The sequence below is a fragment of the Brachybacterium sp. YJGR34 genome, from assembly GCF_003347015.1.
In the GTDB taxonomy this organism is placed as follows: Bacteria; Actinomycetota; Actinomycetes; order Actinomycetales; family Dermabacteraceae; genus Brachybacterium.
This window is the reverse complement of the sequence record NZ_PNFB01000003.1, coordinates 197,688-218,976: the sequence shown is the minus strand read 5'-3', so window position 1 is coordinate 218,976 and position 21,289 is coordinate 197,688. Positions and strand designations below refer to the sequence as shown.

Genomic DNA, 21,289 nt, shown 5'->3' with positions numbered 1-21,289 from the left:
CTGTCCACCATCGCCCCGCGGCGTCAGGCCCGCGCGATGATCTCCCCGTGCAGCAGCGCGAACCAGGCGTCGGGATCGGCCGCCCAGCGCCGGTAGTCCGCGGCGATCTCCTCCCGCGCGGCGGCGTCCGCCCAGCCCTCCCGCTCGAGCTGCGCGGCCAGCGGTCCGGCCGTCAGGCGGCCCCCGCAGGTCGCCGCCCAGGCGGCGCGGGAGGCCTCGGTGGCGTAGGTCCAGGTCGAGGAGCTCGCGGTGACCTCGGCGAAGCCGGCCGCTCGCGCCCAGGCCAGCAGCCGGCGCCCCGCGTCGGGGGTGCCGCCGTTGGCGCGGGCGGCGCGCAGGTAGAGCTCCCGCCACTGGGCGATGCCCGCAGCCTCGGGCCACCAGCGGAAGCCCTCGTAGTCGCTGTCCCGCACGGCGACGATCCCGCCGGGCCGCGCGACGCGCCGGAACTCGGCGAGGGCCCGCACGGGGTCCGGCAGGTGCTGGAGGACCTGGTGGGCGTGGACCACGTCCACCGTGTCCGCCTCGAGGTCCAGCGCCTGGGCGTCGCCCACGAGCACCTCCACCTCCGCCAGACCCTGCCGGTCGAGCTCCGCGCGGGTGATCGCCGCGGCCTCCTCGCTCACCTCGAGCGCGGTGACCTGCGCGGGGCCGACGATCCGGGCGAGGTCCGCGGTGATCGTCCCGGCCCCGCTGCCCACGTCGAGCAGGCGCTGGCCGGGGCGCAGGTGCTCCAGCAGGTGCGCCGCGGAGTTCTGCGCGGTGCGCAGACGGTGGCTGTCCAGCACGGCCGCGCCGTAGCCGGGGGTGTACGCGGGGGTCGCGGCGGTCTCGCTCATGGGCCGACGCTACGTCCGGCCCCGCCGCGTGCGCCTCCCCCGCCCATCAGGCGACCGTGCGGGCGCGGCGCCGATCCCACAGGGCGGCCAGGAGCACGCCCGCGATGCCCACGGACGCGCCGATCACCGTCTCGAGCACGCGCGCCTGCAGCAGCGGGGTCACCGGCTGCGGATGCGCGAGCTGGACCATGAGCAGCGCCAGCGGAGTGATGAACAGCAGGGCGAAGGCGTAGTTGCGCAGCACGAACAGCTCGGCGAGGAACTGCAGGACCACCACCCAGACCACCAGCTGCCACAGCTCGGCGGGGAAGGACAGCAGGAAGGCGGTGGTGACGATGCCCAGCACCGTGCCGACCACGCGATGGATCCCCCGCTCCACCTGGAGGCTGCGGCCGGGCGGGGTGAGCAGGGCGATCGCGGCGATCTGCGCCCAGTAGGGGAACGGCAGCCCGGAGACGTGGCCCACGGCGCCCGCAGCAGCGGCCACGAGCGCGAAGCGCGCGAACTCCGCGGCGCGCTCCGCCCGGCTCCAGCTCTCCGCCGCGGGGGTGACGTCGGCGCCGGGATGCCGCTCCCCGAGCCAGTGTCCCGCCAGCCCCAGCAGCACGCAGAGACCCGCCGAGCCGGCCGCGACCGCGAAGGCCACCCACACCGGCGCCGCCGGCGGCGCCGAGGCCACCGCGGCGACGGCGAACAGCGGGAAGATCGCCCCGCCGGGCTTCAGGCCGCGGACCATGACCAGGGTCGCCGCGGCACCCGCGACCAGCGCCGAGACCAGCAGGATGATCCAGGACCCCGCCGCCTGTGGCAGCACCTGGGCCAGCTGCGAGAGCGCCGCGCCCAGGGTCACGCAGGCGGTGAGCAGGACCGCGACCAGCGACTGGCGGCGGAAGCGCAGCGCCGTCGGCTCGTAGCGGGAGTAGATGCCGGTGAACGCCCCGAAGCCCGCGTACATCGCCCAGCCGATGTGATCGGTGAGCAGCAGGATGCTCAGCGGGACCGCGACGCCCGCGGCGATCCGGAGCGCGGGGATGTGGTCCACACGGCCCGGACCCAGGCTGACCAGGCGCCGCACCGCGGCCCGGAGGCGGTTCGGGGGTGCGGGCACGGTGATCCTTCCGGGGACGGCGCGCGGGGGTGCGCGAGGACAGGGTATTCCCGCCGCCGCACCCCTCCCCCGCCGCCTGCGCGTGGGGCGTGGGAGACTGCACAGGTCATCCCCTCCCGGCCGCCCCCGCGGCCCCTCCTCCCCGCGGAGCAGACATGACCAGCACCGAGAACGGCCCCGCCCTCGCCGCCCGCGGCGGCGCGGGCATCATCGAGACCACCGGCATCGAGATCATCGCCGAGTCCGAGCGCACCGCGAAGCCCCGGGACCTGATCTGGCCGTGGTTCGCCGCGAACGTCTCCGTGTTCGGCATGAGCTACGGCTCCTACCTGCTGGGCTTCGGGATCAGCTTCGTCCAGGCCACGATCGTGGCGCTGATCGGCATCGTCATCAGCTTCGCGCTGTGCGGGCTGATCGCGATCGCCGGCAAGCGCGGCAGCGCGCCCACGATGGTGCTCTCCCGTGCGGCCTTCGGTGTGCACGGGCAGAAGGTGCCCGGGATCATCTCCTGGCTGACCTCGATCGGCTGGGAGACCTCGCTGGCGATCTCCGCGGTGCTCGCCACCGCGACCGTGTTCGACGTGCTGGGCCTGGCCCGCGGTCAGGCCGTGACCGTGATCGCCGCGCTCCTCATCGCCGCGCTCATCGTCACCGCCAGCGTGCTGGGCTATCACACGATCATGAAGCTCCAGTCGGTGCTGACCTGGGCGACCGGTGCGATGACGATCCTCTTCATGATCCTCACGATCCCCCACATCGACATCTCGGCGGTCGCCGCGATGCCCAACGGGCCGCCGCAGGCGATGGTCGGGGCGCTGGTGATGGTGATGACGGGCTTCGGGCTGGGCTGGATCAACATCGCCGCGGACTGGTCGCGCTACCAGAAGCGCTCGGCCTCCGACGCCTCGATCGTGCTGTGGAACACCGTGGGCGGCGCGGCCGCGCCGGTGATGCTGGTGATCTTCGGCCTGCTCCTGGCCGGCTCCGATCCGGAGCTGAGCGCCGCGATCGAGGGCGACCCGGTGGGCGCGCTGGTCTCGATCCTGCCGCTGTGGGCGCTGATCCCCTTCTGGATCGTGGCCGTGCTGACCCTGGTCTCCGGTGCGGTGCTGGGCATCTACTCCTCCGGCCTGACGCTGATCAGCCTGGGGATCCGCATCCCCCGCCCGGCGGCCGCGGCGGTGGACGGCGTGATCCTCACCGCCGGCACCATCTGGGTGGCGTTCTTCGCGACCAGCTTCATCGGACCGTTCCAGAGCTTCCTCATCACCCTGGGCGTGCCGATCGCGGCCTGGGCCGGGATCCTCATCGCGGACATCCTGCGTCGGCGCGCCGACTACGACGAGGACGCGCTGTTCGACCCCGCCGGCCGCTACGGCGCGTTCGACGCCGTCTCGCTGATCACCCTCGTGGTCGCCTCGGTGATCGGCTGGGGCCTGGTGGTCAACTCCTTCGCCGAGGCCGCTCCGTGGAACAACTGGCAGGGCTACCTCCTCGAGCCGCTGGGCCTGGGGACCTTCGTCGAGGACCCGGCCGGCTCCTACTGGGAGGGGAACTGGGCGTACGCGAACGTCGGCGTGCTGTTCGCGCTGGTGTTCAGCTTCGCGGTGACCTGGTTCGCGCGGCGCGGGCGGATCCGGGCGCAGGAGCAGGGCGCATGAGCGGCGCGGCCCCGTGGCTGCTGGTCATCGACCCGCAGCGGATCTTCGCCGATCCCTCGTCGGAGTGGGCCGCCCCCACCTTCCCCGCCGCGATGGAGCGCATCCGGGTGCTCGCCGCGCAGGTGGGTCCCGAGCGCACCGTGGTCACGCGCTGGCTGCCCACGGCGGATCGTTCGAGCTCCTGGGGCGACTACTTCGCCGCCTGGCCCTTCGCCGACGTCCCCGCCGAGGACCCGCTGTACGCGCTGGTCGATCAGGCGCGGGGCCTCTCCGCCCAGCAGCCGCTCGACGAGCCGACCTTCGGCAAGTGGGGTCCGCAGCTCGCGGCGCGGATCGGGGCAGGTCCCGGCTCGGGTCAGGAGCACCGGCCGCACCTGCTGGTCACGGGTGTGTCGACCGACTGCTGCGTGATCGCCACCGTCCTCGCCGCGGCCGACGCCGGCGCCCGCGTCACCGTGGTCACCGATGCCGTCGCCGCCTCCACCCCGCAGAACGGTGCGGCCGCGCTGCACACCATGAGCCTGTTCGCACCCCAGGTGGAGCTGCGCACCAGCGCCGAGGTGCTGGGCGGGGGCCGACCCGGCCGCTGAGCCTGCCGGCCCAGCGAGGTCGGAGAAGGCACCCCCGAGGCGGGCCTGCGGAAAAGCGCTGGCCGCCGGCGGCCACCCGGCCCTACCGTCGGCCCCATGCACCGATCCCCCGCCCTGCCCCGCACCGCCCTGATCACCGGCGTCGGCCGCCGCCGCGGCATCGGTGCCGCGATCGCCCGCGGCCTCGCCGAGGACGGCGTCGACCTCGCCCTCTCCTTCCACGCCCCCTACGACGAGCGCGTGCTGCACGAGGAGGCCGACGTCGAGCTGCTCGCCGAGGAGCTGCGCGCGACGGGTCGGCGGGTGACCCTGCTGCCCGGGGACCTCGCCGATCCGGAGGTCCCGCCGCGCGCGGTCGCGCAGGCGCGGGAGGCGCTGGGCCCGCTCGGCGTGCTCGTGACCTGCCACTGCGAGTCGGTGGACTCCTCGATCCTGGACACCACGGTGGAGAGCTTCGACCGCCACTACGCGGTCAACGTGCGGGCCACCTGGCTGCTGCTGCGCGCCTTCGCCGAGCAGCTGCCGGTGGGCGAGGACGGTCCCGGGGGCGCGATGATCGCCCTGACCAGCGACCACACCGTGCACAACCTGCCCTACGGCGCCACCAAGGGGGCGCTGGACCGCCTGGTGCTGGCCGGGACCCACGAGCTCGCCGATCGTGCGCTGCGCACCAACGTCATCAACCCCGGCCCCATCGACACCGGGTGGATGGACGCGGAGCTGCGCGACACGGTCACGGCGGCCACCCCGGCCGGGCACCTGGGCGGCACCGGGACGGTCGCGGACCTGGTGCGCTTCCTGGTCTCCGAGCAGGGTGCCTGGATCCGCGGCCAGCTGCTGCACTCCAACGGCGGGTTCGCGAGCCCGGCGCTCTGAGGCCCTCCGGTCAGCTCTCGGAGTCGGCCCCGGAGCCGTCGGCGACCGCCGCCTTCGCGGCGCGGGAGGACGCGATGAGGGAGGCGATGACCGCCGCCGACATCGCCACCACGATGACCGACAGCGAGAGCCAGATCGGCACCTCGGGGATCCTCTCGAGGACCTCGAAGCCCGGGATGAAGTGCAGCGGGGCCTCGTGGATCGCGTGGATGAGGAGCTTGACGCCGATGAACCCGAGGATCGCGGCGATGCCGTAGTGCAGGTAGGCCAGGCGATCCAGGAGCCCGCCCAGGAGGAAGTACAGCTGCCGCAGGCCCATCAGCGCGAAGAGGTTCGCGGTGAAGACCAGGAACGGGCTCTGGGTGACCGCGAAGATCGCCGGGATCGAGTCCAGGGCGAACATGACGTCGGTGAGGCCGATGGTGATGAACACCAGCAGCATCGGGGTGAACAGCGTCCTCCCGTTCACGACCGTGCGCAGCTTGTTGCCGTCGTAGTCCTCGGAGACGGGGAACACGCGCCGCACCGTGCGCATGATGAAGGAGTCGGAGCCGCCGTCCTCCTCGTCGCCCATCTGCTTCCACGCCGTCCACAGCAGGAAGATGCCGAAGAGATAGAACACGGCGGCGAAGTTCTCGATGATCACGGAGCCGGCCAGGATGAACAGCGCGCGGGCGATGAGCGCGATGATGATGCCCACCATCAGCACTTCCTGCTGATAGCGCCGCGGCACCGCGAACTTCGCCATGATCACGATGAAGACGAAGAGGTTGTCGATGCTCAGCGAGTACTCGAGCAGCCAGCCGGTGACGAACTCGGAGGCCGGCTCCATGCCGCCCACGAAGAACAGCACGACGGCGAAGATCAGCGCCAGCCCGACGTAGAACCCGATCCACGCCGCACACTCCCGCGGGGAGGGCACGTGGGGTCGCTTGACCACGAGCAGCAGGTCGGCGATGAGGATCGCGACGAGCACGACCAGTGCCACGATCTCGAACCCGAGGTGCAGCTGTCCCATAGAAGTTCTTTCGGTGTCGGTGAGATCCTGCGGAGCGCCGGATCGGACCGCTCCGCGCGGACCGCCCCGGGGCAGAACGGACCAAGGGTACTCGCGGATCCGCTCCCCGGGGACCGGGCGGAGCGCGATCCTCCCCGCGCCGTCGCGGCGCGTGCTCAGCTCTCGTGCAGTGCGCGGTGGAGGCGCAGCGCCAGCGCGGTGCGGTCCCTCTCCTCGAGCTTGCGCAGCAGGGCGGAGACGTGGTTCTTCACCGTGCCCTCGGCGAGGACCAGGCGGGCGGCGATCTCCGCATTGGTCCGCCCCTCGGCGACCAGCTCCGCGACCAGCCGCTCGCTGCGGGTGAGGACCGCCAGCGGCTCCTCGTCCGCGGAGGGAGGCGGGGCGAGGGCGGCCCGCGCGACGCGGGGATCGATGACCAGGCCTCCGCGGGCGGCCGCTCGGATCGCCGCGGCGAGCGCGTCGGTCGAGGTGTCCTTGAGCAGGAAGCCGGCGGCGCCGGCGGCGAGCGCCCCCTGCACCAGGGCGTCGTCATCGAAGGTGGTCAGCAGCAGGACGGGCAGTTCCGGATGCTCCTCGGCGCAGCGGGCCAGCAGGTCGAGGCCGTCCATGCCCGGCATCCGCGCATCGGTGAGCAGAACGTCCGGCCGGTGACGCGCGAGGACGGCGAGCGCCTCGTGCCCGTCGGCCGCCTCGGCGACCACCTCGAGATCCTCCACGGTCGACAGCAGCATCGTCAGCCCGCGGCGCAGCAGCTGCTGGTCGTCGACGACCACCACCCGCAGGGCTCGCGCGGTCACCGCTCGGCCCCGTCCGGGAGGTGCAGGGTGAGCACGAAGCGCTCGCCCTCGCGGGCGGCGCGGACGTGACCGCCGTGCGTCGCGGCTCGCTCGGCGAGGGCGCGCAGGCCGAAGCCCTCTGCGGCCGGCCCCTCGGGGACCTCGCGCCGGGCACGGTCGTCGAGGTCGTTGCACAGCCGCACCCCGATACTGCCGTCCGCGGCGGTGACCGCGAGCAGCACCTCGCGGGCGCGGGCATGGCGCAGGGCGTTGGCGAGGCCCTCCTGCACGGCGCGGTAGACGAGCAGGCTCACCGGCTCCCGGGCCCCGCGCAGCGCGGCGTCGGCGCCGCGCTCTGCCTCGAGGCGCACGCTCAGCCCCGTGCCGCGGAAGGACTCGGCGATCGCCTCGAGAGCCGCGAGTCCGCGCGCCTCGGGGACGCGGACGGGGCTCAGCGCCCGCACCCACGTGCGCATGTGCGCCAGGGCGTCCTGGGCGACGTCCCGCGCGGCGGCGATCTCCTCCCAGGACCGTCGTGCATCCCGTTCCCGCATCCGCTCGGCGAAGTCGAGGCTCATCACGACCACGGTGAGGCGGTGCCCCAGCCCGTCGTGGAGGTCCCGGGCGGAGCGGGCGCGCTCATCGGCCAGCACCAGCTCCTTCTCCGTCGCGGCGGCGCGCCGGAGCCGTTCGATGACCTCCTGGTCCCGGGCCCGGCGGGACTCGTAGCCGCGCAGCGCCGCCCCGAGCGCGAGCCCGAAGCACAGCAGCACCGCGAGCGGGACCGCGTTGACCAGACCGACGGCGAGACCGGAGAGAGGGTCGGCGGCACGCACCAGATGCAGGACCACGCCCAGCAGGGAGATCCAGGCGATGCTGAGGGCGCCGGCGAGCACGGAGAGGTCGATGACGGCGAGCGCCACCGCCAGGATCAGCTCGGGGATCGCGAATCCCACCGTGCCCAGCATCGCCGCCGGGGTGGACAGCACCACCACGGCCACCGAGCACGCCGCCCGGCCGCGCGCGGTCCCGAGCCGGGCACGGATCGCCCAGAGCACCGCGATGCACAGCGCCGCCAGCACGAAGGTCAAGGCCGCGGCCACTGCGCCGCCGGTGCCCGCCGGGACCCCGCTCAGTGTCACCAGCGCCGCGCTCCCGAGGCTCAGCAGGGACAGCACCTGCAGCACCGCGATGGTGCGGCGCGGGTCGGTGAGCATGTCCCCACCCTAGGAGGGCGCCCCCGGCATCGACCCATGACCACGGTCATGACCTCAGGTGACCGTCGGGCGATGCGAGCGCTCCCCGCGCCTCCCTAGGGTCGAGGACATGGACACCCCGCGCACCTCCGCCGACGTTCGCACCGCCCCCGGCCCGGGGCCCTCCGCCCGCCTGCCCGGCTGGGCGCGGGCCCTGCTCGCCATGGCCCTGCTGCTGCCCGTGGCGAGCACCGCGGTCCTCCCGTCCCTGGTCCCGGGCGTGGGCGCCGCCATGGAGCGGCCCGATGCCGTGGGCCTGGCCGCCTATGCCCTGGTCTGCGCGGTCCCGCTCGCGGCCTACCTGCTGGTCTCCTGGGCGCTGGTCCGTGTCGTGGACCGTCGGCCGTTCTCGGCCCTCGGCCTCGCCGTGGACGTCCGCGCGGCGGCCGCCCTCGGGGCCGGGATCGGCCTGGCGATCGTGCTGGGCGTCGTGGCCGGGCTGGTGAGCTCGTTCCTCGCCGCCGGGGACACCGCGACGCCCGGGCCCGCGGCCGGGACCGGTGGCGAGGGGGAGGGCCTCGCCGCGCTGCTGGTCCTGCTCGGCACCGTGGTGCTGCGCGCCTTCGTGCTGCAGGGCATCGGCGAGGAGGTGCTCTTCCGCGGCTACCTGATGCAGAGCCTCTCCCGCCGCCCGGTCACGGCCGTCCTGGTCAGCGCGGTGGTCTTCACGGTCCCGCACCTGGCCTCGAACGGCGGGCAGAGCAGCGCCCTCGAGCACGTGCTGTACCTGGCCACGCCGTTCGGCTTCGCGCTCTCCGCCGGGGTCCTCGCGATCGCGCTCCGCTCGGTCTGGGCCGCCGTCGGCATCCACGGCGGCTTCCACCTCGCGACCGTGGTGCTGGTGATCCTCGGCCTCGGCGTGACGGGGCCGGCGTTCTGGCTCGCCAGCGGGGCCGTGCACGCCCTCGCCGCCGTGGTGATCGCGCTGGCGATCCCTCGCCGACGCTGGGCGGAGGTCGGCGAGCGCGGCCCGTACGCGCGCTGAGCGCGCCGCCGCCGCGTCATCGCAGGCGCCCGGCGACCTCCTCGACGGCGGCGAGCACCGTGCCGTCCCGCAGGAGCGCCTCCGCGGCGGCGATGTCCGGGGCGAGGAAGCGGTCCGGTCCCGGCCCGTCCACGGTCTCCCGCAGCACCGCGAGGGCGGCGGCGCTCGCGGCCGACGGGGTCAGCGGGGCGCGCAGGTCGATCGCGCGGGCGGCGGTCAGCAGCTCGATCGCGAGCACCCGCCGGAGGTTCTCCACGCCGGTGCGGAGCTTCCGGGCGGCGTGCCAGCCCATCGAGACGTGGTCCTCCTGCATGGCGGAGGAGGGGATCGAGTCCACGCTCGCCGGCACGGCGAGCCGCTTCATCTCCGAGACCAGGGCGGCCTGCGTGTACTGGGCGATCATGAAGCCGGAGTCCACGCCCGGGTCGTCGGCGAGGAAGGGCGGCAGGCCGTGGGAGCGGGCCTTGTCGAGCATCCGGTCGGTGCGGCGCTCCGCGATCGAGGCGAGGTCCGCGCCGACGACCGCGAGGAAGTCGAGCACATAGGCGACCGGGGCGCCGTGGAAGTTGCCGTTGGAGGTGACGGTCCCGTCCTCGAGCACCACGGGGTTGTCGATCGCGCTGGCCAGCTCGCGCTCGGCGACCGTGCGGGCGTGCTCGACGGTGTCGCGCGCGCCGCCGGCGACCTGCGGGGCGCAGCGCAGCGAGTAGGCGTCCTGCACGCGGGAGCCCTCCGCGGCGACGTCGGCGATGATCCCCGACCCCTCGAGCAGCGCGAGGATGTTCGCGGCCGAGGCCGCCTGGCCCGGATGCGGGCGCAGCGGCCCGTGCAGCTCCGGGTGGAAGACGGTGTCGCGGCCGCGCAGCGCCTGCACCGAGAGCGCCGTGGTGAGGTCCGCGACCCGCAGCAGGTCCTCGAGGTCCGCGATGGCCATCAGCAGCATGCCCAGCATGCCGTCGGTGCCGTTGATGAGGGCCAGGCCCTCCTTCTCCTCGAGCAGCACCGGCTCGATGCCCGCCTCGGCGAGCAGCTCGGGCACCGGCCGCTCCACGCCGGCGCGGTCGCGGGCGCGCCCCTCGCCCATGAGCACGATCGCGCAGTGGGACAGCGGCGCGAGATCGCCCGAGCATCCCAGCGAGCCGTACTCGTGGACGATCGGGGTGATGTGGGCGTTGAGCAGGGCGAGCATCGTCTCGACCACCACCGGGCGCACCCCGGTGCGCCCCGAGGCGAGGGTGCGGGCGCGCAGCAGCATCAGGGCGCGCACCACCTCGGTCTCCACCTCGGGACCGGCGCCCGCGGCGTGCGAGCGGATCAGGGAGCGCTGCAGGGCATGGCGCATGCTCGGCGGGATCGAGGTGTCCGCGAGGGCGCCGAATCCGGTGGAGACGCCGTAGACGGGCGTCTCGCCGAGGGCGAGCTCCTCGATGTGCCGGCGCACCGCGGCCACCGTCTCGCGGGCCGCGGGATCGAGCTGCACGCTCGCGCCGTGACGTGCGACGGCGAGCACGTCGGCGGCGGCGAGGCCGGTGGTGGAGAGGGTGACGGTGCTGGTCATGGGGTTCCTTCCGGGAAGCGGGTGGTGGGGCTGGGCGGACTCCGCCGCGGCGGGCTCGCGCTCAGCGCTGCCGGATGCCGGCGCGCCACACCTGGTGGGTGAGCGGCATGCCGGGACGGTAGGCGAGGTGGATGGCGGCGGGGGCGTCGAGCACGTGGAGGTCCGCCCGGGCGCCGACGGCGAGGTGGCCCACGTCCTCGCGGCGCAGCGCGAGCGCCCCGCCGCGGGTGGCGGCGCGGACCGCCTCGCCGAGCGACAGGTGCATCTGCAGCACGGCGGTGGTGACGCAGAAGCTCACCGAGCTCGTCCAGCTGGTGCCCGGGTTGGCGTTCGAGGCGATCGCGAGGCGCGCGCCCGCGTCCAGCAGCTCCCGCGCGGGGGCGAGCGGGGCGCGGGTGGAGAGATCGCAGGCCGGCAGCACGGTGGCGACGGTGTCGGAGGCGGCGAGCTGCTCGAGGTCCGCGGCGTCGAGGTGGTTGAGGTGGTCCACGCTCGCCGCGCCGAGCTCCACGGCGAGCGCGACCCCGCCGCTGCGGCCCAGCTGGTGGCCGTGGACACGGAGCCCCAGCCCCGCCTCCGCGCCAGCGCACAGCACCCGCTCGGACTGCTCCGGGTCGAAGGCCCCCTCCTCGCAGAACACGTCGATCCAGCGCACGTGCGGGGCGACGGCGGCGAGCATCGGCCCGGTGACCAGGTCGACGTACTCCTCGGCGCGGCCGGTGTACTCGTGCGGCACCAGGTGCGCACCGAGGAAGGTCGCCTCGTCGAGCTCCCCCTCCGCGACGAGCGCCGAGGCCAGGCGGGCGCCGCGCAGCTCCTCCTCGACGCTCAGCCCGTACCCGGTCTTGGTCTCCAGGCAGGTGGTGCCCCCGCGCCGCGCCTCGGCGATCCGGGCGCGGGTCAGGTCCCGCAGCCGCTCCTCGCTCGCGGCGCGGGTGGCCTCGGTGGTCACGCCGATGCCCCCGGCGGCGTAGGGCTGCCCGGCCATCCGGGCCTCGAACTCGGCGGCGCGGTCGCCGTCGAAGATCAGGTGGGAGTGGGAGTCCACCCAGCCGGGCAGCACGGCCCGGCCGCCCAGGTCCTCGGCGCGGTCCGCGCTGGGCGCCGCCGCCGCCGGACCGGTCCAGGCGATCACGCCGTCCTCGATGACCAGCGCGGCGTCGCGGAGCACCTGGCCCTCGGCGATATCGCCGGGACGGCCAGGATCATCGAGCGCGGGATCGAGGGTCCACAGCTCGGAGAGGCCGGTCAGCAGCGTGCTGGTCATCGGGATCCTCCTGGTCGGTCGGGGCGGCGGGCGCGCGGCTCAGTCGCGGTGGACGGGAGCCATCGGGACGCGGACGCCGCGCTCGTGGGCGACCTGGTCGGCCCGCGAGTAGCCGGCGTCGACGTGGCGGAGCACGCCCATCGCGGGGTCGTTGGTCAGCAGCCGCTCGAGCTTGCGGCGGGCGAGCTCGGTCCCGTCGGCCACGCCCACCTGGCCGGCGTGGATCGAGCGGCCGATGCCCACCCCGCCGCCGTGGTGGATCGAGACCCAGGTCGCGCCCGAGCTCGCGGCGGTCAGGGCGTTCAGCAGGGGCCAGTCCGCGATCGCGTCGGAGCCGTCGAGCATGGACTCCGTCTCCCGGTAGGGGGAGGCGACGGAGCCGGAGTCGAGGTGGTCGCGGCCGATGACGATCGGGGCCTTCACCGTCCCCTCCCGCACCAGATCGTTGAAGAGCATGCCGGCCTTCTGCCGCTCGCCGTAGCCGAGCCAGCAGATCCGCGCCGGCAGACCCTCGAACTCCACGAACTCCGCGGCCGCGTCGAGCCAGCGGTGCAGGTGCTCGTTCTCGGGGAACAGCTCCTTCAGCGCCGCGTCGGTGACCGCGATGTCCTCGGGGTCGCCGGAGAGCGCCACCCAGCGGAAGGGCCCCAGGCCCTCGCAGAACAAGGGGCGGATGTAGGCGGGGACGAAACCGGGGAAGGCGAAGGCGCGGTCATAGCCGGCGTGGCGCGCCTCGTCGCGGATCGAATTGCCGTAGTCGAACACCTCGGCGCCGGCGTCCTGGAACTCGACCATCGCGCGGACCTGCGCGGCCATGGATTCGCGGGACTTCTTGGTGAAGCCCTCGGCATCGGCCTCCGCCTCGCGCTGCCAGTCCTCCATGGTGTGCTCCACCGGGAGGTAGCTCAGCGGGTCGTGGGCGCTGGTCTGGTCGGTGACGACGTCGATGGTGACCTCGCCGGCGCGATGGCGGGCCAGCAGCGCCGGGAAGATCTCAGCGGCGTTGCCGACGATGCCGATCGAGCGACCCTGCCGCGCGGCCTTCGCGGCGTTCGCGCGGGCGATCGCGTCGTCGAGGTCGTCGGCGATCTCGTGGCAGTACCGCTTGGCGACGCGTCGCTCGAGGCGGCTGCGGTCGACGTCCACGATCAGGCACACGCCGTCGTTGAGGGTGACGGCCAGAGGCTGGGCGCCGCCCATGCCGCCGCAGCCGCCGGTCAGGGTGATGGTGCCGGCCAGGGAGCCGCCGAAGCGCTTCGCCGCGACGGCCGCGAAGGTCTCGAAGGTGCCCTGCAGGATGCCCTGGGTGGCGATGTAGATCCAGGACCCGGCGGTCATCTGGCCGTACATCATCAGGCCCTCCACCTCAAGCCGGCGGAACTCGGGCCAGGTGGCCCAGTCGCCGACGAGGTTCGAGTTCGCCAGCAGCACGCGCGGAGCCCACTCGTCGGTGCGCAGCACCCCGACGGGCTTGCCGGACTGGACCAGCAGCGTCTCGTCGTCCTCGAGGTCCTTCAGGGTGTCCACGATCGCGTCGTAGGCCTCCCAGGAGCGGGCGGCGCGGCCGGTGCCGCCGTAGACGACGAGGTCATCGGGACGCTCGGCGACCTCGGGGTCGAGGTTGTTCATGAGCATGCGCAGCGGCGCCTCGGTCTGCCACGACCTCGCGGTCAGGGCGGTGCCGCGCGGGGCGCGGACGGGACGGGCTCCGGGGAGAGTCATGGTCGGCTCCTGATCGGGGGGGTGCGGGCGTGATGTCAGGACACCACGCCGCAGGCGGTGCCGGGACGGCCCGGAACCGAAAGCTGTCCGGGATACCGGACAGCTGGACCCGCCGGTGCCGCGCGGTCCGGACGGGCGGGGTCGCGCGGGCGGCCGCGCCGGCGTCAGTCCCGGCTGCGGGCGGAGGCGACGAGCTCGGCGAGGATCTCCTCGACCTGCGCGGGCTCCTCGACCCAGGGCAGGTGCCCGGCCTCGCTGACCACGCGTTTGCGGGGCGCCCGGGTGTGGGCGGACAGGGCCATGACGGGGCCGACGGCGCGGGGATCGGCGCTGCCGTGGATGAAGGTCACCGGGCAGCGCGTCGCCGTCGCCCAGGTGATCTGGTCCATGTCGTCCCAGCTCATCAGCGCACGGTTCGCGGCGCGGTTGATCGCGTGGTCGGAGCGCGCCATCGGCAGCGCGAGCTCGTAGCCGGCACGCGGATCGGCGTAGTCGGTGGCCCACTGGATGCGCCGCCACTCGATCTCCTCCTCCCGGCTGCGCTCGCGGCCGTCGAGCGCAGCGAAGCGCTCCGCCCAGGGCGCCAGGCGGCGGGCGCGCTCGGGCCGGTAGGCGCTGCGCCAGTCGCCCACCCCCACTCCGTCGAGATAGCCGAGCCCGATCACCCGCTGAGGATGCGTTCCGGCATAGGCCAGGGCGAGGGTCGCCCCGAAGGAGTGCCCTACCAGCACCACGTGCTCGTGGCCGAAGACGATCCGCAGCTCCTCGAGGTCCGCCACGGAACGCTCCATGGTGAGGTCCGCGGGCGGGGCGTCCGCCTCGCCCCCGTCGGGGACGTCGTCCTCTTCCGCACCGGCCCCGGCCGGGCCGGTCGAGCTGCCGCAGCGCCGCTGGTCGTAGCGATGGACCGTGGCGTACCCCGCGAGCAGGCCGGCGAGCGGGGCGAGGTAGTCCCACAGCCCCGGACCGCCGTGGACGAGGATCACCGCCGGAGCACCGTCCGGACCGGGATCGGTCCAGGTCGCCAGGCGCGCGCCGTCGCTCATCGTCACGAAGTCCATGACCCGACGCTACCCCGCGTGCGCAGCGCTCCTCTCGCGCTGCGCGGCACGCTCCCCGGCCAGCAGCTCCCTCATCCGCACCAGGCGCGGAAGCGTGAGCAGCAGCAGCCCGCCCACCATGTTCAGGGGGATCACCCAGGCGAACCACACCAGCCAGGAGGCATAGGTGATGTCGGCCCCCGCGTGCATCGCCCCGAAGATCACCGCAGAGTTCAGTGCTCCGTGCAGCATGCCGAGCCCCACCACGAGGAAGCCGCTGATCAGGGAGTTCGCCAGCGTGGTGATGCCCTCGCCGGACCCCTGCGCCATCCGGGTGGCGAGGGTGATGGTGAAGCCCGCCAGCAGCGCCAGCGCCGCCGTCTCGAGCGTCAGCCCCTTCTCCATGTACCCGGTGGCTGCCTCGATCAGCACGGCGTCGAACCGGGGGAAGGCCGCGACGATGAACCACGTGAACAGCCAGCCCCCGACCAGGTTCGTCACCAGGGTCACCGTCCACAGCCGCACCAGCTGCCACCACGTGCCGTGACCGGCCGCGATCGCGTTGATGGGCACCAGGAAGTCCTCGGTGAACAGCTCGGAGTGGGCCAGGCGCAGGGCGTACAGGCCGATGCCGAACGCCAGCCCGGCCAGCAGCTTCGAGTCGGTCGCCGCGAGGACGGCGAGCATGGCCATCACTCCGAGCCCCACGTCGATGCCGCCGAACAGGCCTGTGACGACCAGGGCGCGCCGGGTGCGGTTCAGGCGGTTCGCGCCCTCCTCGACAGTGCTGCGGAACTCCTCGACCAGCTTGTCCTCGACGGGCTCGTCGGAGTCGCCGAGCTGGGCACGCTCGCGCTGCTCGTCCCCGGCCGATCCGTCGTGCGCTGACTCGTCGTGCGCCGTCGCGCCCTGCGTCGTCTCGTCGCTCATGGGTGACGTCTTCTCTCCTGGATCGGGGCCGGTCGAGCCGCACGCTACTCCCAGGAACGGCCGGGACCGGCGGAAGCGACCACCTGGTCAGGCGCCCCTCTGCTGCCTCCCCGCAGGCGGCGGGTCAGCTCCTCGGCGGCGTGCGCCTACCCGACCGCGGCGCCGACCTCGCCGGCGACGCGGCGCACCGCCTCCCGGCAGCGGCCGGCGATCTCGGGCCTCGAGGTGGCGGTGGGCCAGGTCAGGGCCACCGCCGCGACGGGCCACCCGGCGTGATCGGTCACTGCCGCGGCCACCGAGGCGAAGCCGGCCGTGACCTCGCCGTCCTCCCAGGCCACGCCGTCGCGGCGCACCGCCGCGAGCGCGGCGACGAGCTCGCCCCGGGAGGTGACCGAGGGCGCCTCGGTGCGACGCTCGAAGGGCGTGCGGGAGGGATAGAGGCTGCGCAGCTGGGCCGGGGTGAGGGCGGCGAGCATGGCCCGACCGCTCGCCGTGAGGTGGGCGGGCAGGCGCACCCCGGCGTCGGTGACGAGGCTGGGTCGGCGGCGGGCACGCTCCTCGACGAGGTACAGCGCATCGCGCCCGTGGAGCACCGCGAGATGGCCGGATTCCCCCACCGCGTCGACCATGCCGGCGATCGCCCGTCGGCCCAGGCGCGCGAGGGGATCGTGGCGCGCGTAGCCGGCGGCGAGCTCGTAGGCGGCCGGCCCCAGGGCGTAGCGGCGCTCCTCGGGCAGGTGCAGGGCATAGCCCCGCGCCACCAGGGCGCCCAGGAGGTCGTAGACCGTCGAGCGCGGCAGCGCGAGCTGCTCGGCGATGCGCACCGCGGCGACCGGGGCGCGCTGGGCGGCGAGGAAGGTGAGCAGGCGCAGGGTGGCGTCGGCCGCGGGCGCCTTGGCCGCTCCGGGCGGCGGGGCGCTCACGGCGACGGCTCCTCGGACCCCTCGCGGGCCGGCACGACATCGTCCACGTGCCGATCCTAGCGACGCCCCGCCGGGCCGACGGCGCGGTGCGATCATGGGCGCCGGAGGTGCACCCATGACCGCACGGACCCCCAGCCCCTGGACCGGCCGCGAGGACGGCCCCGGACCAGAGCACGCCCGCTGGCACCAGCGAATCCGCGTCCTCGACGACAGCGACGACGGCACCGACGGCCCGCACGTCGCGCTGCTCGGCTTCCGCACCGACGAGGGGGTGCGCCGCAACCGGGGACGGGTGGGCGCGGCCGAGGGGCCCGAGGCCCTGCGTCGGGCCCTCGCCCCGATGGCGCTGCACGGCTCCCTGGCCCGCGGCGCGGTGGCCCTGGTGGACCGGGGCGACGCCGTCACCGTCGGGGAGGATCTCGAAGGCGGTCAGGAGCGGGCCGCAGCGCTGACCGCTGCCGCCCTGGAGAGCCCGGACGGCCTGCTGACCATCGTCCTCGGGGGCGGCCACGAGACCGCCTGGTCCTCCTACCTGGGGCTGCGTCGCTCCCGCCGTCTCGACGAGGGCACCCGCTGGGGCGTGCTGAACCTCGATGCGCACTTCGACCTGCGCGAGGAGCCCCGGGCCACCTCCGGCACCCCCTTCGCGCAGATGGCCTCGGCCGAGCAGGAGGCCGGCCGGAAGCTGGACTACATGGTGCTCGGCATCGCGGAGGCCTCGAACACAGGAGCGCTCGTCGACCGGGCGCGGGAGCTGGGCGTCCGGTGGTGGACCGACGAGCAGTGCCTCGAGGCGGGCGCCGCCGGGATCCGCGCGGCGGTCGAGGAGTTCGCCGCCGGCCTCGACGTCCTCTATCTGACCATCGACCTCGACGTGCTGCCGGCCGCGACCGCCCCCGGAGTCTCCGCCCCGGCGGCCTACGGGGTGCCGCTGCCGCTGATCTCCGCGGCTGTGCGGGCGGCGGCGGGCAGCGGGGCGCTCGCCCTGCTGGACGTGGTGGAGCTGAACCCCTCCCTGGACCTCGACGCCCGCACGGCCCGCGCCGCGGCCCGGCTCGTCGATGACGCGGTGCGCACCGTCGCCGCCGGCCTCCCGCACTGAGCGGCGGCCCGTCCGGCGCGGGAGACCCGGGCGCTCAGGCGGCGGCCGCGAGCCAGTCCTCGAGGGTCACGCCGTCCACCTCGGCATCGGCCGGGACCAGGCCGCCGCGGGCGATCGAGCGGCCCAGGAAGGGCAGCTCGAGGAGCCGGCGCGGGGACTTCCCACCCAGCTCGCCGCGGACGGCGAGGATCCGTCGCACCATCGGTGCCGTGGTCATCTCCTCCGGGCCGCGCACGGTGATGACGCGGTCCTCATCGGCCGCCCCGTCGGCCTCCTCGATCGCGCGCACCGCGCGCGCGGCGACGCTGTCCGCGGCGACAGGCGCCATGCGCTGCGCCGGGAGCACCGCGAGGGGCCCCAGGGTCGTCATCGCCACGAACATCTCCGCGAGCTCGAACCACTGGGTGGAGCGGAGGATCGTCGCCGGGGTGCGCAGCATCCCGTAGACCTGCTCCTGCGCGGCCTTGCCGCGGTAGTAGCCGTAGAAGCGGTTCACGGCCGGATCGGCGGCCCCGGCGATCGACACGCACACGATGCGCCGCACGCCGCCCTGCTCGGCGGCGCGGGAGATGTTCTGCGCGGCGCGGGTGAAGAAGGAGATCGCCGGGTCCGGGCGCAGGGAGAGGTGGTTCAGCGTGTCCACGATGACGTCCGCCCCGGCCACGGCCTCCTCGAGCCCCTCCCCCGTCAGCGCATCGACGCCCGTGGAGCGGCTGAGGGCCCGCACCTGATGCCCCGCCTGCTCGAGGCGGGGGACGATGAGGCGTCCGAGGGTTCCGGTGGCTCCGATGACGGCGACGTCCATGGACGTCAGCCTAGAGGCGACGCCCGACGGCCGACAGGGCCGGTGCTCGATGGAGCCGGTCAGCGCGGTGAGAGACCGGCCGCCGCCGGGCCCGGGGTCCCCTCCCGCCATCCGGCGTCCACCAGCTGGAACAGGCGGCAGTCGACCCATCGGCCGCCGAGGTGCAGGTACGCGGGCGCGAGGCCGATCTCCTGGAAGCCGCAGCGGGTGAGGATCCGTTCGGAGGCGGCATTGCCGTCCTGCACCTCGGCCTGGAGGCGGTGCAGTCCCAGGGCGCCGAAGGCGAGCGGGAGGCTCGCGCGCACCGCATGGGTGGCGATCCCGCGGCCGGCGACCTCGCGGCCCACCCAGTACCCCAGCGAGGCCGACTGCGCGGCGCCGCGGACGATCCCGCTGAGGCTCAGCCGTCCCACCAGGCGCTCCGCTCCGTCCTGGGCGAGCCAGATCGCCAGCGGGACGCCGCGCCCCTCCTCGCCGTCGGCGAGGGACTGCTCGATCATGCTCCGCTGCCCGGCCGCGGTGAACCACTCCTCCTCGCGCAGCGGCGCACCGACCAGGAGCTCCTCGCGGTTCTCGTGCTCCAGCCGGGCGAGCACAGGGGCGTCCTCGAGGGCCAGCAGGCGCAGGCTGACCTGCGCGGCGGCGACGGGGCGCTGAGCGGTCGAGGTCATGGAGCTCATCGTGCCAGAGCCGCCGGCCGCCGAGGCGGTCGCTAGGATCGAGGCCTCACCCGGACAGGAGTCGCCATGGCATCGAGTCCCCCCGGCCGCGCCCCGGCCGTGCTGGATCCCGCCTCCCCCGCGATGGGCGAGCGGCTGGTCGAAGCCTGGCGGGAGGGGACACTCGTGCTGCCCCTGCGCGAGGACACCACGCCGGTGCGCTTCCCGGGCCTGCACAAGTCGGTGCTCCCGGCGTCGCTGTCCGGCCCGGCCCGCGCGAGCCTCGCCGGGGTGGGCGAGCGCTTCGCCGCCTGGCGGCTGATCCCGCAGGAGAACGCCCCGGTCATCGTGCGGATACCGCATGTCCCGCCGGAGGCGCTGCACCAGGGCCTGGATCGCGAGATCGCCGCGCTGACGCTGGTCCCGGCGGAGGTGGGTCCCGCGCCGATCGCCTTCCACGACGAGGCGACGACCAGCCCCATCGGCCACCCGTACGTGGTGACCACGGACGTTCCGGGCACGGCGGCAGCCCCCGAGGCCTGGACCGCCGCGCACTGCGCGGCGCATGCGACGCTGCTGGCCGACCTGCACGCGGTCCCCGCCCCCGGTCGCGCCGCGGCCGCCCTCGGCGCCGACCCCTGGGCGGACCTGCCTCCCGGCCCGCCCTCGCTGCTCGCCGAGGTCGAGGCGGAGACCGCGGCCTGGCGCCGTGATCACGGCGCGGTGATCGCCGAGCACGCCCTGGAGCCGTTCCTCGAGGCCGCGCTCGCGCGGGTCGCCGACATCGAGGAGCAGATCGCCCAGCTGGACGGCTTCGTGCTCGCCCACGGCGATCTCTGCGCGACCAACATCGTGTGGGACCGTGCCTCGCCCGAGGACGTCCGGCCGGTGCCCCGGTACATCGACTTCGAGTGGGCCCAGGGCGACGACCCCGCTCGCGACCTCGCGATCATCGGCGGCTCCGTGCACGGCGGCCCCTGGTACGTGCCGCTGGACGCGGAGCAGGTGGACGACATGGTCCGGACCTACGTGCGCGCCCGCGCAGCGCACGGGACGGTCCCCGCCTCGGTCACGGACGTCGCCGCGCTGCGGGAGCGGATGCGCGCCTGGACCGCGTACGACCGCACCGCGATGCTCGTGCACGTCGCCTCCCGCTCCCGCCACCATGCCGTGCACCGCCGGGTGCTGCCGGTGCTGCGCGGGACCCTCGCCGCGGAGCTCGGCCTCTCCTGAGAGACTCCGCACCGCTCTCACCTGCATGGGTGGCCCCACCCCGGGACCGCGTGCCTATGTTGGGCCCATGAGCGACGTCGTCAAGACCCGAACCGGTCTGCCCCCGGGCTTCTTCGCCGCGGAAGCGGCGGGGCTGCGCTGGCTGGCCGAGGCCGGCACGATGCCCGTGGTGGAGGTCCTCGCGGAGAGCCGGGCCGAGCTGCGCCTGACACGGCTCGAGCAGGTGACACCCACGGCCGATGCCGCGCGGCAGGCGGGACGCGACCTGGCCCGCCTGCACGATGCCGGGGCGCCCGGGTTCGGCTGGACCCCGGCCGACGGCGCCTGGTTCGGCCCTCTCGAGAATCCCTTCGAGGTCTCGAGCACCGTGCGCGAGGACTTCTCCGCCTACTGGGCCGGCGACCGGCTGCTGCCCCTCGCCGATGCGGTCACCAGCACCCTGGGCGCCGCGGGCCACGACATCGTGGACCAGGCGATCGACGTCATCGCCGACGGCGCCTTCGACGGCGTCAGCGGGCAGGGGCGCGAGGAACCCGCCCGCGTGCACGGCGACCTGTGGTCCGGGAACCTGCTGTGGACCACGGACGGGGCGACCCTCATCGACCCCGCCGCGCACGGCGGACACCGGCTGGAGGACCTGGCGATGCTGTCGCTGTTCGGGGCGCCGTACCTCGACGAGATCCTCGAGGGATACGAGGCGGAGCACCCGATGCCGGGCGACTGGCGGCAGGATCTCCCCGCCCATCTGTTCTTCGGGCTGCTCGCCCACGTGCGCCTCTTCGGCGAGGCCTATGCGGATCGCACCGTCGCCACCGCCGAGGCGATCATCGACCGCGCGGACGGGCTGGGGTTCTGAGGACGACCCCTCGGAGGGGTGGAGAGACCAGCGGCGCGCCGCGCCCCCGGGATCGGGGTGCACGGCGCGGCGGGGATCGGGTCGA

General features: G+C 74.5%; 20 protein-coding genes. 7 read left to right on the top strand and 13 right to left on the bottom strand.

Annotation, left to right across the window (positions count from 1 at the left end; all coding sequences use genetic code 11):
• Positions 1-23: 23 nt before the first annotated feature.
• Positions 24-839 carry a class I SAM-dependent methyltransferase gene (locus CXH06_RS04915; protein ID WP_114854034.1) on the bottom strand — a complete coding sequence of 272 codons (816 nt, stop codon included), beginning with the start codon at positions 837-839 and terminating at the stop codon, positions 24-26.
• A 46-nt stretch (positions 840-885) separates the two neighbouring features.
• On the bottom strand, positions 886-1,947 hold the full coding sequence (locus CXH06_RS04910) for an FUSC family protein (protein ID WP_114854033.1): 1,062 nt from the start codon (positions 1,945-1,947) through the stop codon (positions 886-888).
• A gap of 155 nt (positions 1,948-2,102) precedes the next feature.
• Here CXH06_RS04910 and CXH06_RS04905 point away from each other — a divergent pair, with 155 nt between their 5' ends.
• From CXH06_RS04905 to CXH06_RS04895, 3 genes are all read left to right on the top strand, one after another.
• Complete coding sequence (locus CXH06_RS04905; RefSeq protein ID WP_114854032.1) at positions 2,103-3,608, top strand: cytosine permease; 1,506 nt, start codon at positions 2,103-2,105, stop codon at positions 3,606-3,608.
• The gene (locus tag CXH06_RS04900) at positions 3,605-4,198 is read left to right on the top strand and encodes a cysteine hydrolase family protein (RefSeq protein WP_114854031.1); all 594 of its coding nucleotides are present in this window, start codon (positions 3,605-3,607) and stop codon (positions 4,196-4,198) included. The genes CXH06_RS04905 and CXH06_RS04900 overlap by 4 nt, the downstream gene beginning before the upstream one ends.
• A 96-nt stretch (positions 4,199-4,294) precedes the next feature.
• A complete protein-coding gene (locus tag CXH06_RS04895) occupies positions 4,295-5,074 on the top strand; it encodes an SDR family oxidoreductase (protein WP_114854030.1) in 780 nt (259 codons plus the stop codon).
• 10 nt (positions 5,075-5,084) lie between these two features.
• Here CXH06_RS04895 and CXH06_RS04890 read toward each other — a convergent pair whose 3' ends face one another.
• From CXH06_RS04890 to CXH06_RS04880, 3 genes are all read right to left on the bottom strand, one after another.
• On the bottom strand, positions 5,085-6,092 hold the full coding sequence (locus tag CXH06_RS04890; RefSeq protein ID WP_114854029.1) for a TerC family protein: 1,008 nt from the start codon (positions 6,090-6,092) through the stop codon (positions 5,085-5,087).
• Between the two features lie 155 nt (positions 6,093-6,247).
• A complete protein-coding gene (locus CXH06_RS04885; RefSeq protein WP_232820200.1) occupies positions 6,248-6,889 on the bottom strand; it encodes a response regulator transcription factor in 642 nt (213 codons plus the stop codon).
• On the bottom strand, positions 6,886-8,085 hold the full coding sequence (locus CXH06_RS04880) for a sensor histidine kinase (protein WP_114854028.1): 1,200 nt from the start codon (positions 8,083-8,085) through the stop codon (positions 6,886-6,888). The genes CXH06_RS04885 and CXH06_RS04880 overlap by 4 nt, the downstream gene beginning before the upstream one ends.
• 109 nt (positions 8,086-8,194) lie before the next feature.
• On the opposite strand from CXH06_RS04880, the gene CXH06_RS04875 reads away from it, so the two are divergent.
• Positions 8,195-9,109 (top strand): CPBP family intramembrane glutamic endopeptidase, encoded by a 915-nt coding sequence (locus CXH06_RS04875; RefSeq protein WP_114854027.1) that lies wholly within the window; start codon positions 8,195-8,197, stop codon positions 9,107-9,109.
• Positions 9,110-9,125: 16 nt separating this feature from the next.
• On the opposite strand, the gene hutH is transcribed toward CXH06_RS04875, so the two are convergent.
• The 6 genes from hutH to CXH06_RS04845 form a co-directional block, all read right to left on the bottom strand.
• Complete coding sequence (gene hutH / locus CXH06_RS04870; RefSeq protein WP_114854026.1) at positions 9,126-10,667, bottom strand: histidine ammonia-lyase; 1,542 nt, start codon at positions 10,665-10,667, stop codon at positions 9,126-9,128.
• A 61-nt stretch (positions 10,668-10,728) separates the two neighbouring features.
• On the bottom strand, positions 10,729-11,934 hold the full coding sequence (gene hutI, locus CXH06_RS04865) for an imidazolonepropionase (RefSeq protein ID WP_114854025.1): 1,206 nt from the start codon (positions 11,932-11,934) through the stop codon (positions 10,729-10,731).
• Between the two features lie 39 nt (positions 11,935-11,973).
• On the bottom strand, positions 11,974-13,656 hold the full coding sequence (gene hutU, locus CXH06_RS04860; RefSeq protein WP_114854024.1) for a urocanate hydratase: 1,683 nt from the start codon (positions 13,654-13,656) through the stop codon (positions 11,974-11,976).
• Between the two features lie 164 nt (positions 13,657-13,820).
• Complete coding sequence (locus CXH06_RS04855) at positions 13,821-14,717, bottom strand: alpha/beta fold hydrolase (RefSeq protein WP_114854023.1); 897 nt, start codon at positions 14,715-14,717, stop codon at positions 13,821-13,823.
• 9 nt (positions 14,718-14,726) lie between these two features.
• A complete protein-coding gene (locus CXH06_RS04850; RefSeq protein ID WP_114854022.1) occupies positions 14,727-15,626 on the bottom strand; it encodes a formate/nitrite transporter family protein in 900 nt (299 codons plus the stop codon).
• Between the two features lie 146 nt (positions 15,627-15,772).
• Complete coding sequence (locus tag CXH06_RS04845; RefSeq protein WP_232820199.1) at positions 15,773-16,549, bottom strand: IclR family transcriptional regulator; 777 nt, start codon at positions 16,547-16,549, stop codon at positions 15,773-15,775.
• 115 nt (positions 16,550-16,664) lie between these two features.
• Here CXH06_RS04845 and hutG point away from each other — a divergent pair, with 115 nt between their 5' ends.
• Positions 16,665-17,651, top strand: a complete 987-nt coding sequence (hutG, locus tag CXH06_RS04840; protein ID WP_114854020.1) for a formimidoylglutamase — start codon at positions 16,665-16,667, stop codon at positions 17,649-17,651.
• Between the two features lie 34 nt (positions 17,652-17,685).
• On the opposite strand, the gene CXH06_RS04835 is transcribed toward hutG, so the two are convergent.
• Together CXH06_RS04835 and CXH06_RS04830 are read right to left on the bottom strand one after the other, a co-directional pair.
• Positions 17,686-18,456 (bottom strand): SDR family oxidoreductase, encoded by a 771-nt coding sequence (locus CXH06_RS04835; protein ID WP_157975605.1) that lies wholly within the window; start codon positions 18,454-18,456, stop codon positions 17,686-17,688.
• A 59-nt stretch (positions 18,457-18,515) separates the two neighbouring features.
• A complete protein-coding gene (locus CXH06_RS04830) occupies positions 18,516-19,127 on the bottom strand; it encodes a GNAT family N-acetyltransferase (RefSeq protein ID WP_114854018.1) in 612 nt (203 codons plus the stop codon).
• Between the two features lie 75 nt (positions 19,128-19,202).
• Between CXH06_RS04830 and CXH06_RS04825 the strand changes: the two genes are divergently transcribed.
• Both CXH06_RS04825 and CXH06_RS04820 read left to right on the top strand, forming a co-directional pair.
• Positions 19,203-20,348 (top strand): aminoglycoside phosphotransferase family protein, encoded by a 1,146-nt coding sequence (locus tag CXH06_RS04825; protein ID WP_114854017.1) that lies wholly within the window; start codon positions 19,203-19,205, stop codon positions 20,346-20,348.
• Positions 20,349-20,415: 67 nt separating this feature from the next.
• Complete coding sequence (locus CXH06_RS04820) at positions 20,416-21,204, top strand: fructosamine kinase family protein (RefSeq protein ID WP_114854016.1); 789 nt, start codon at positions 20,416-20,418, stop codon at positions 21,202-21,204.
• Positions 21,205-21,289 lie beyond the last annotated feature (85 nt).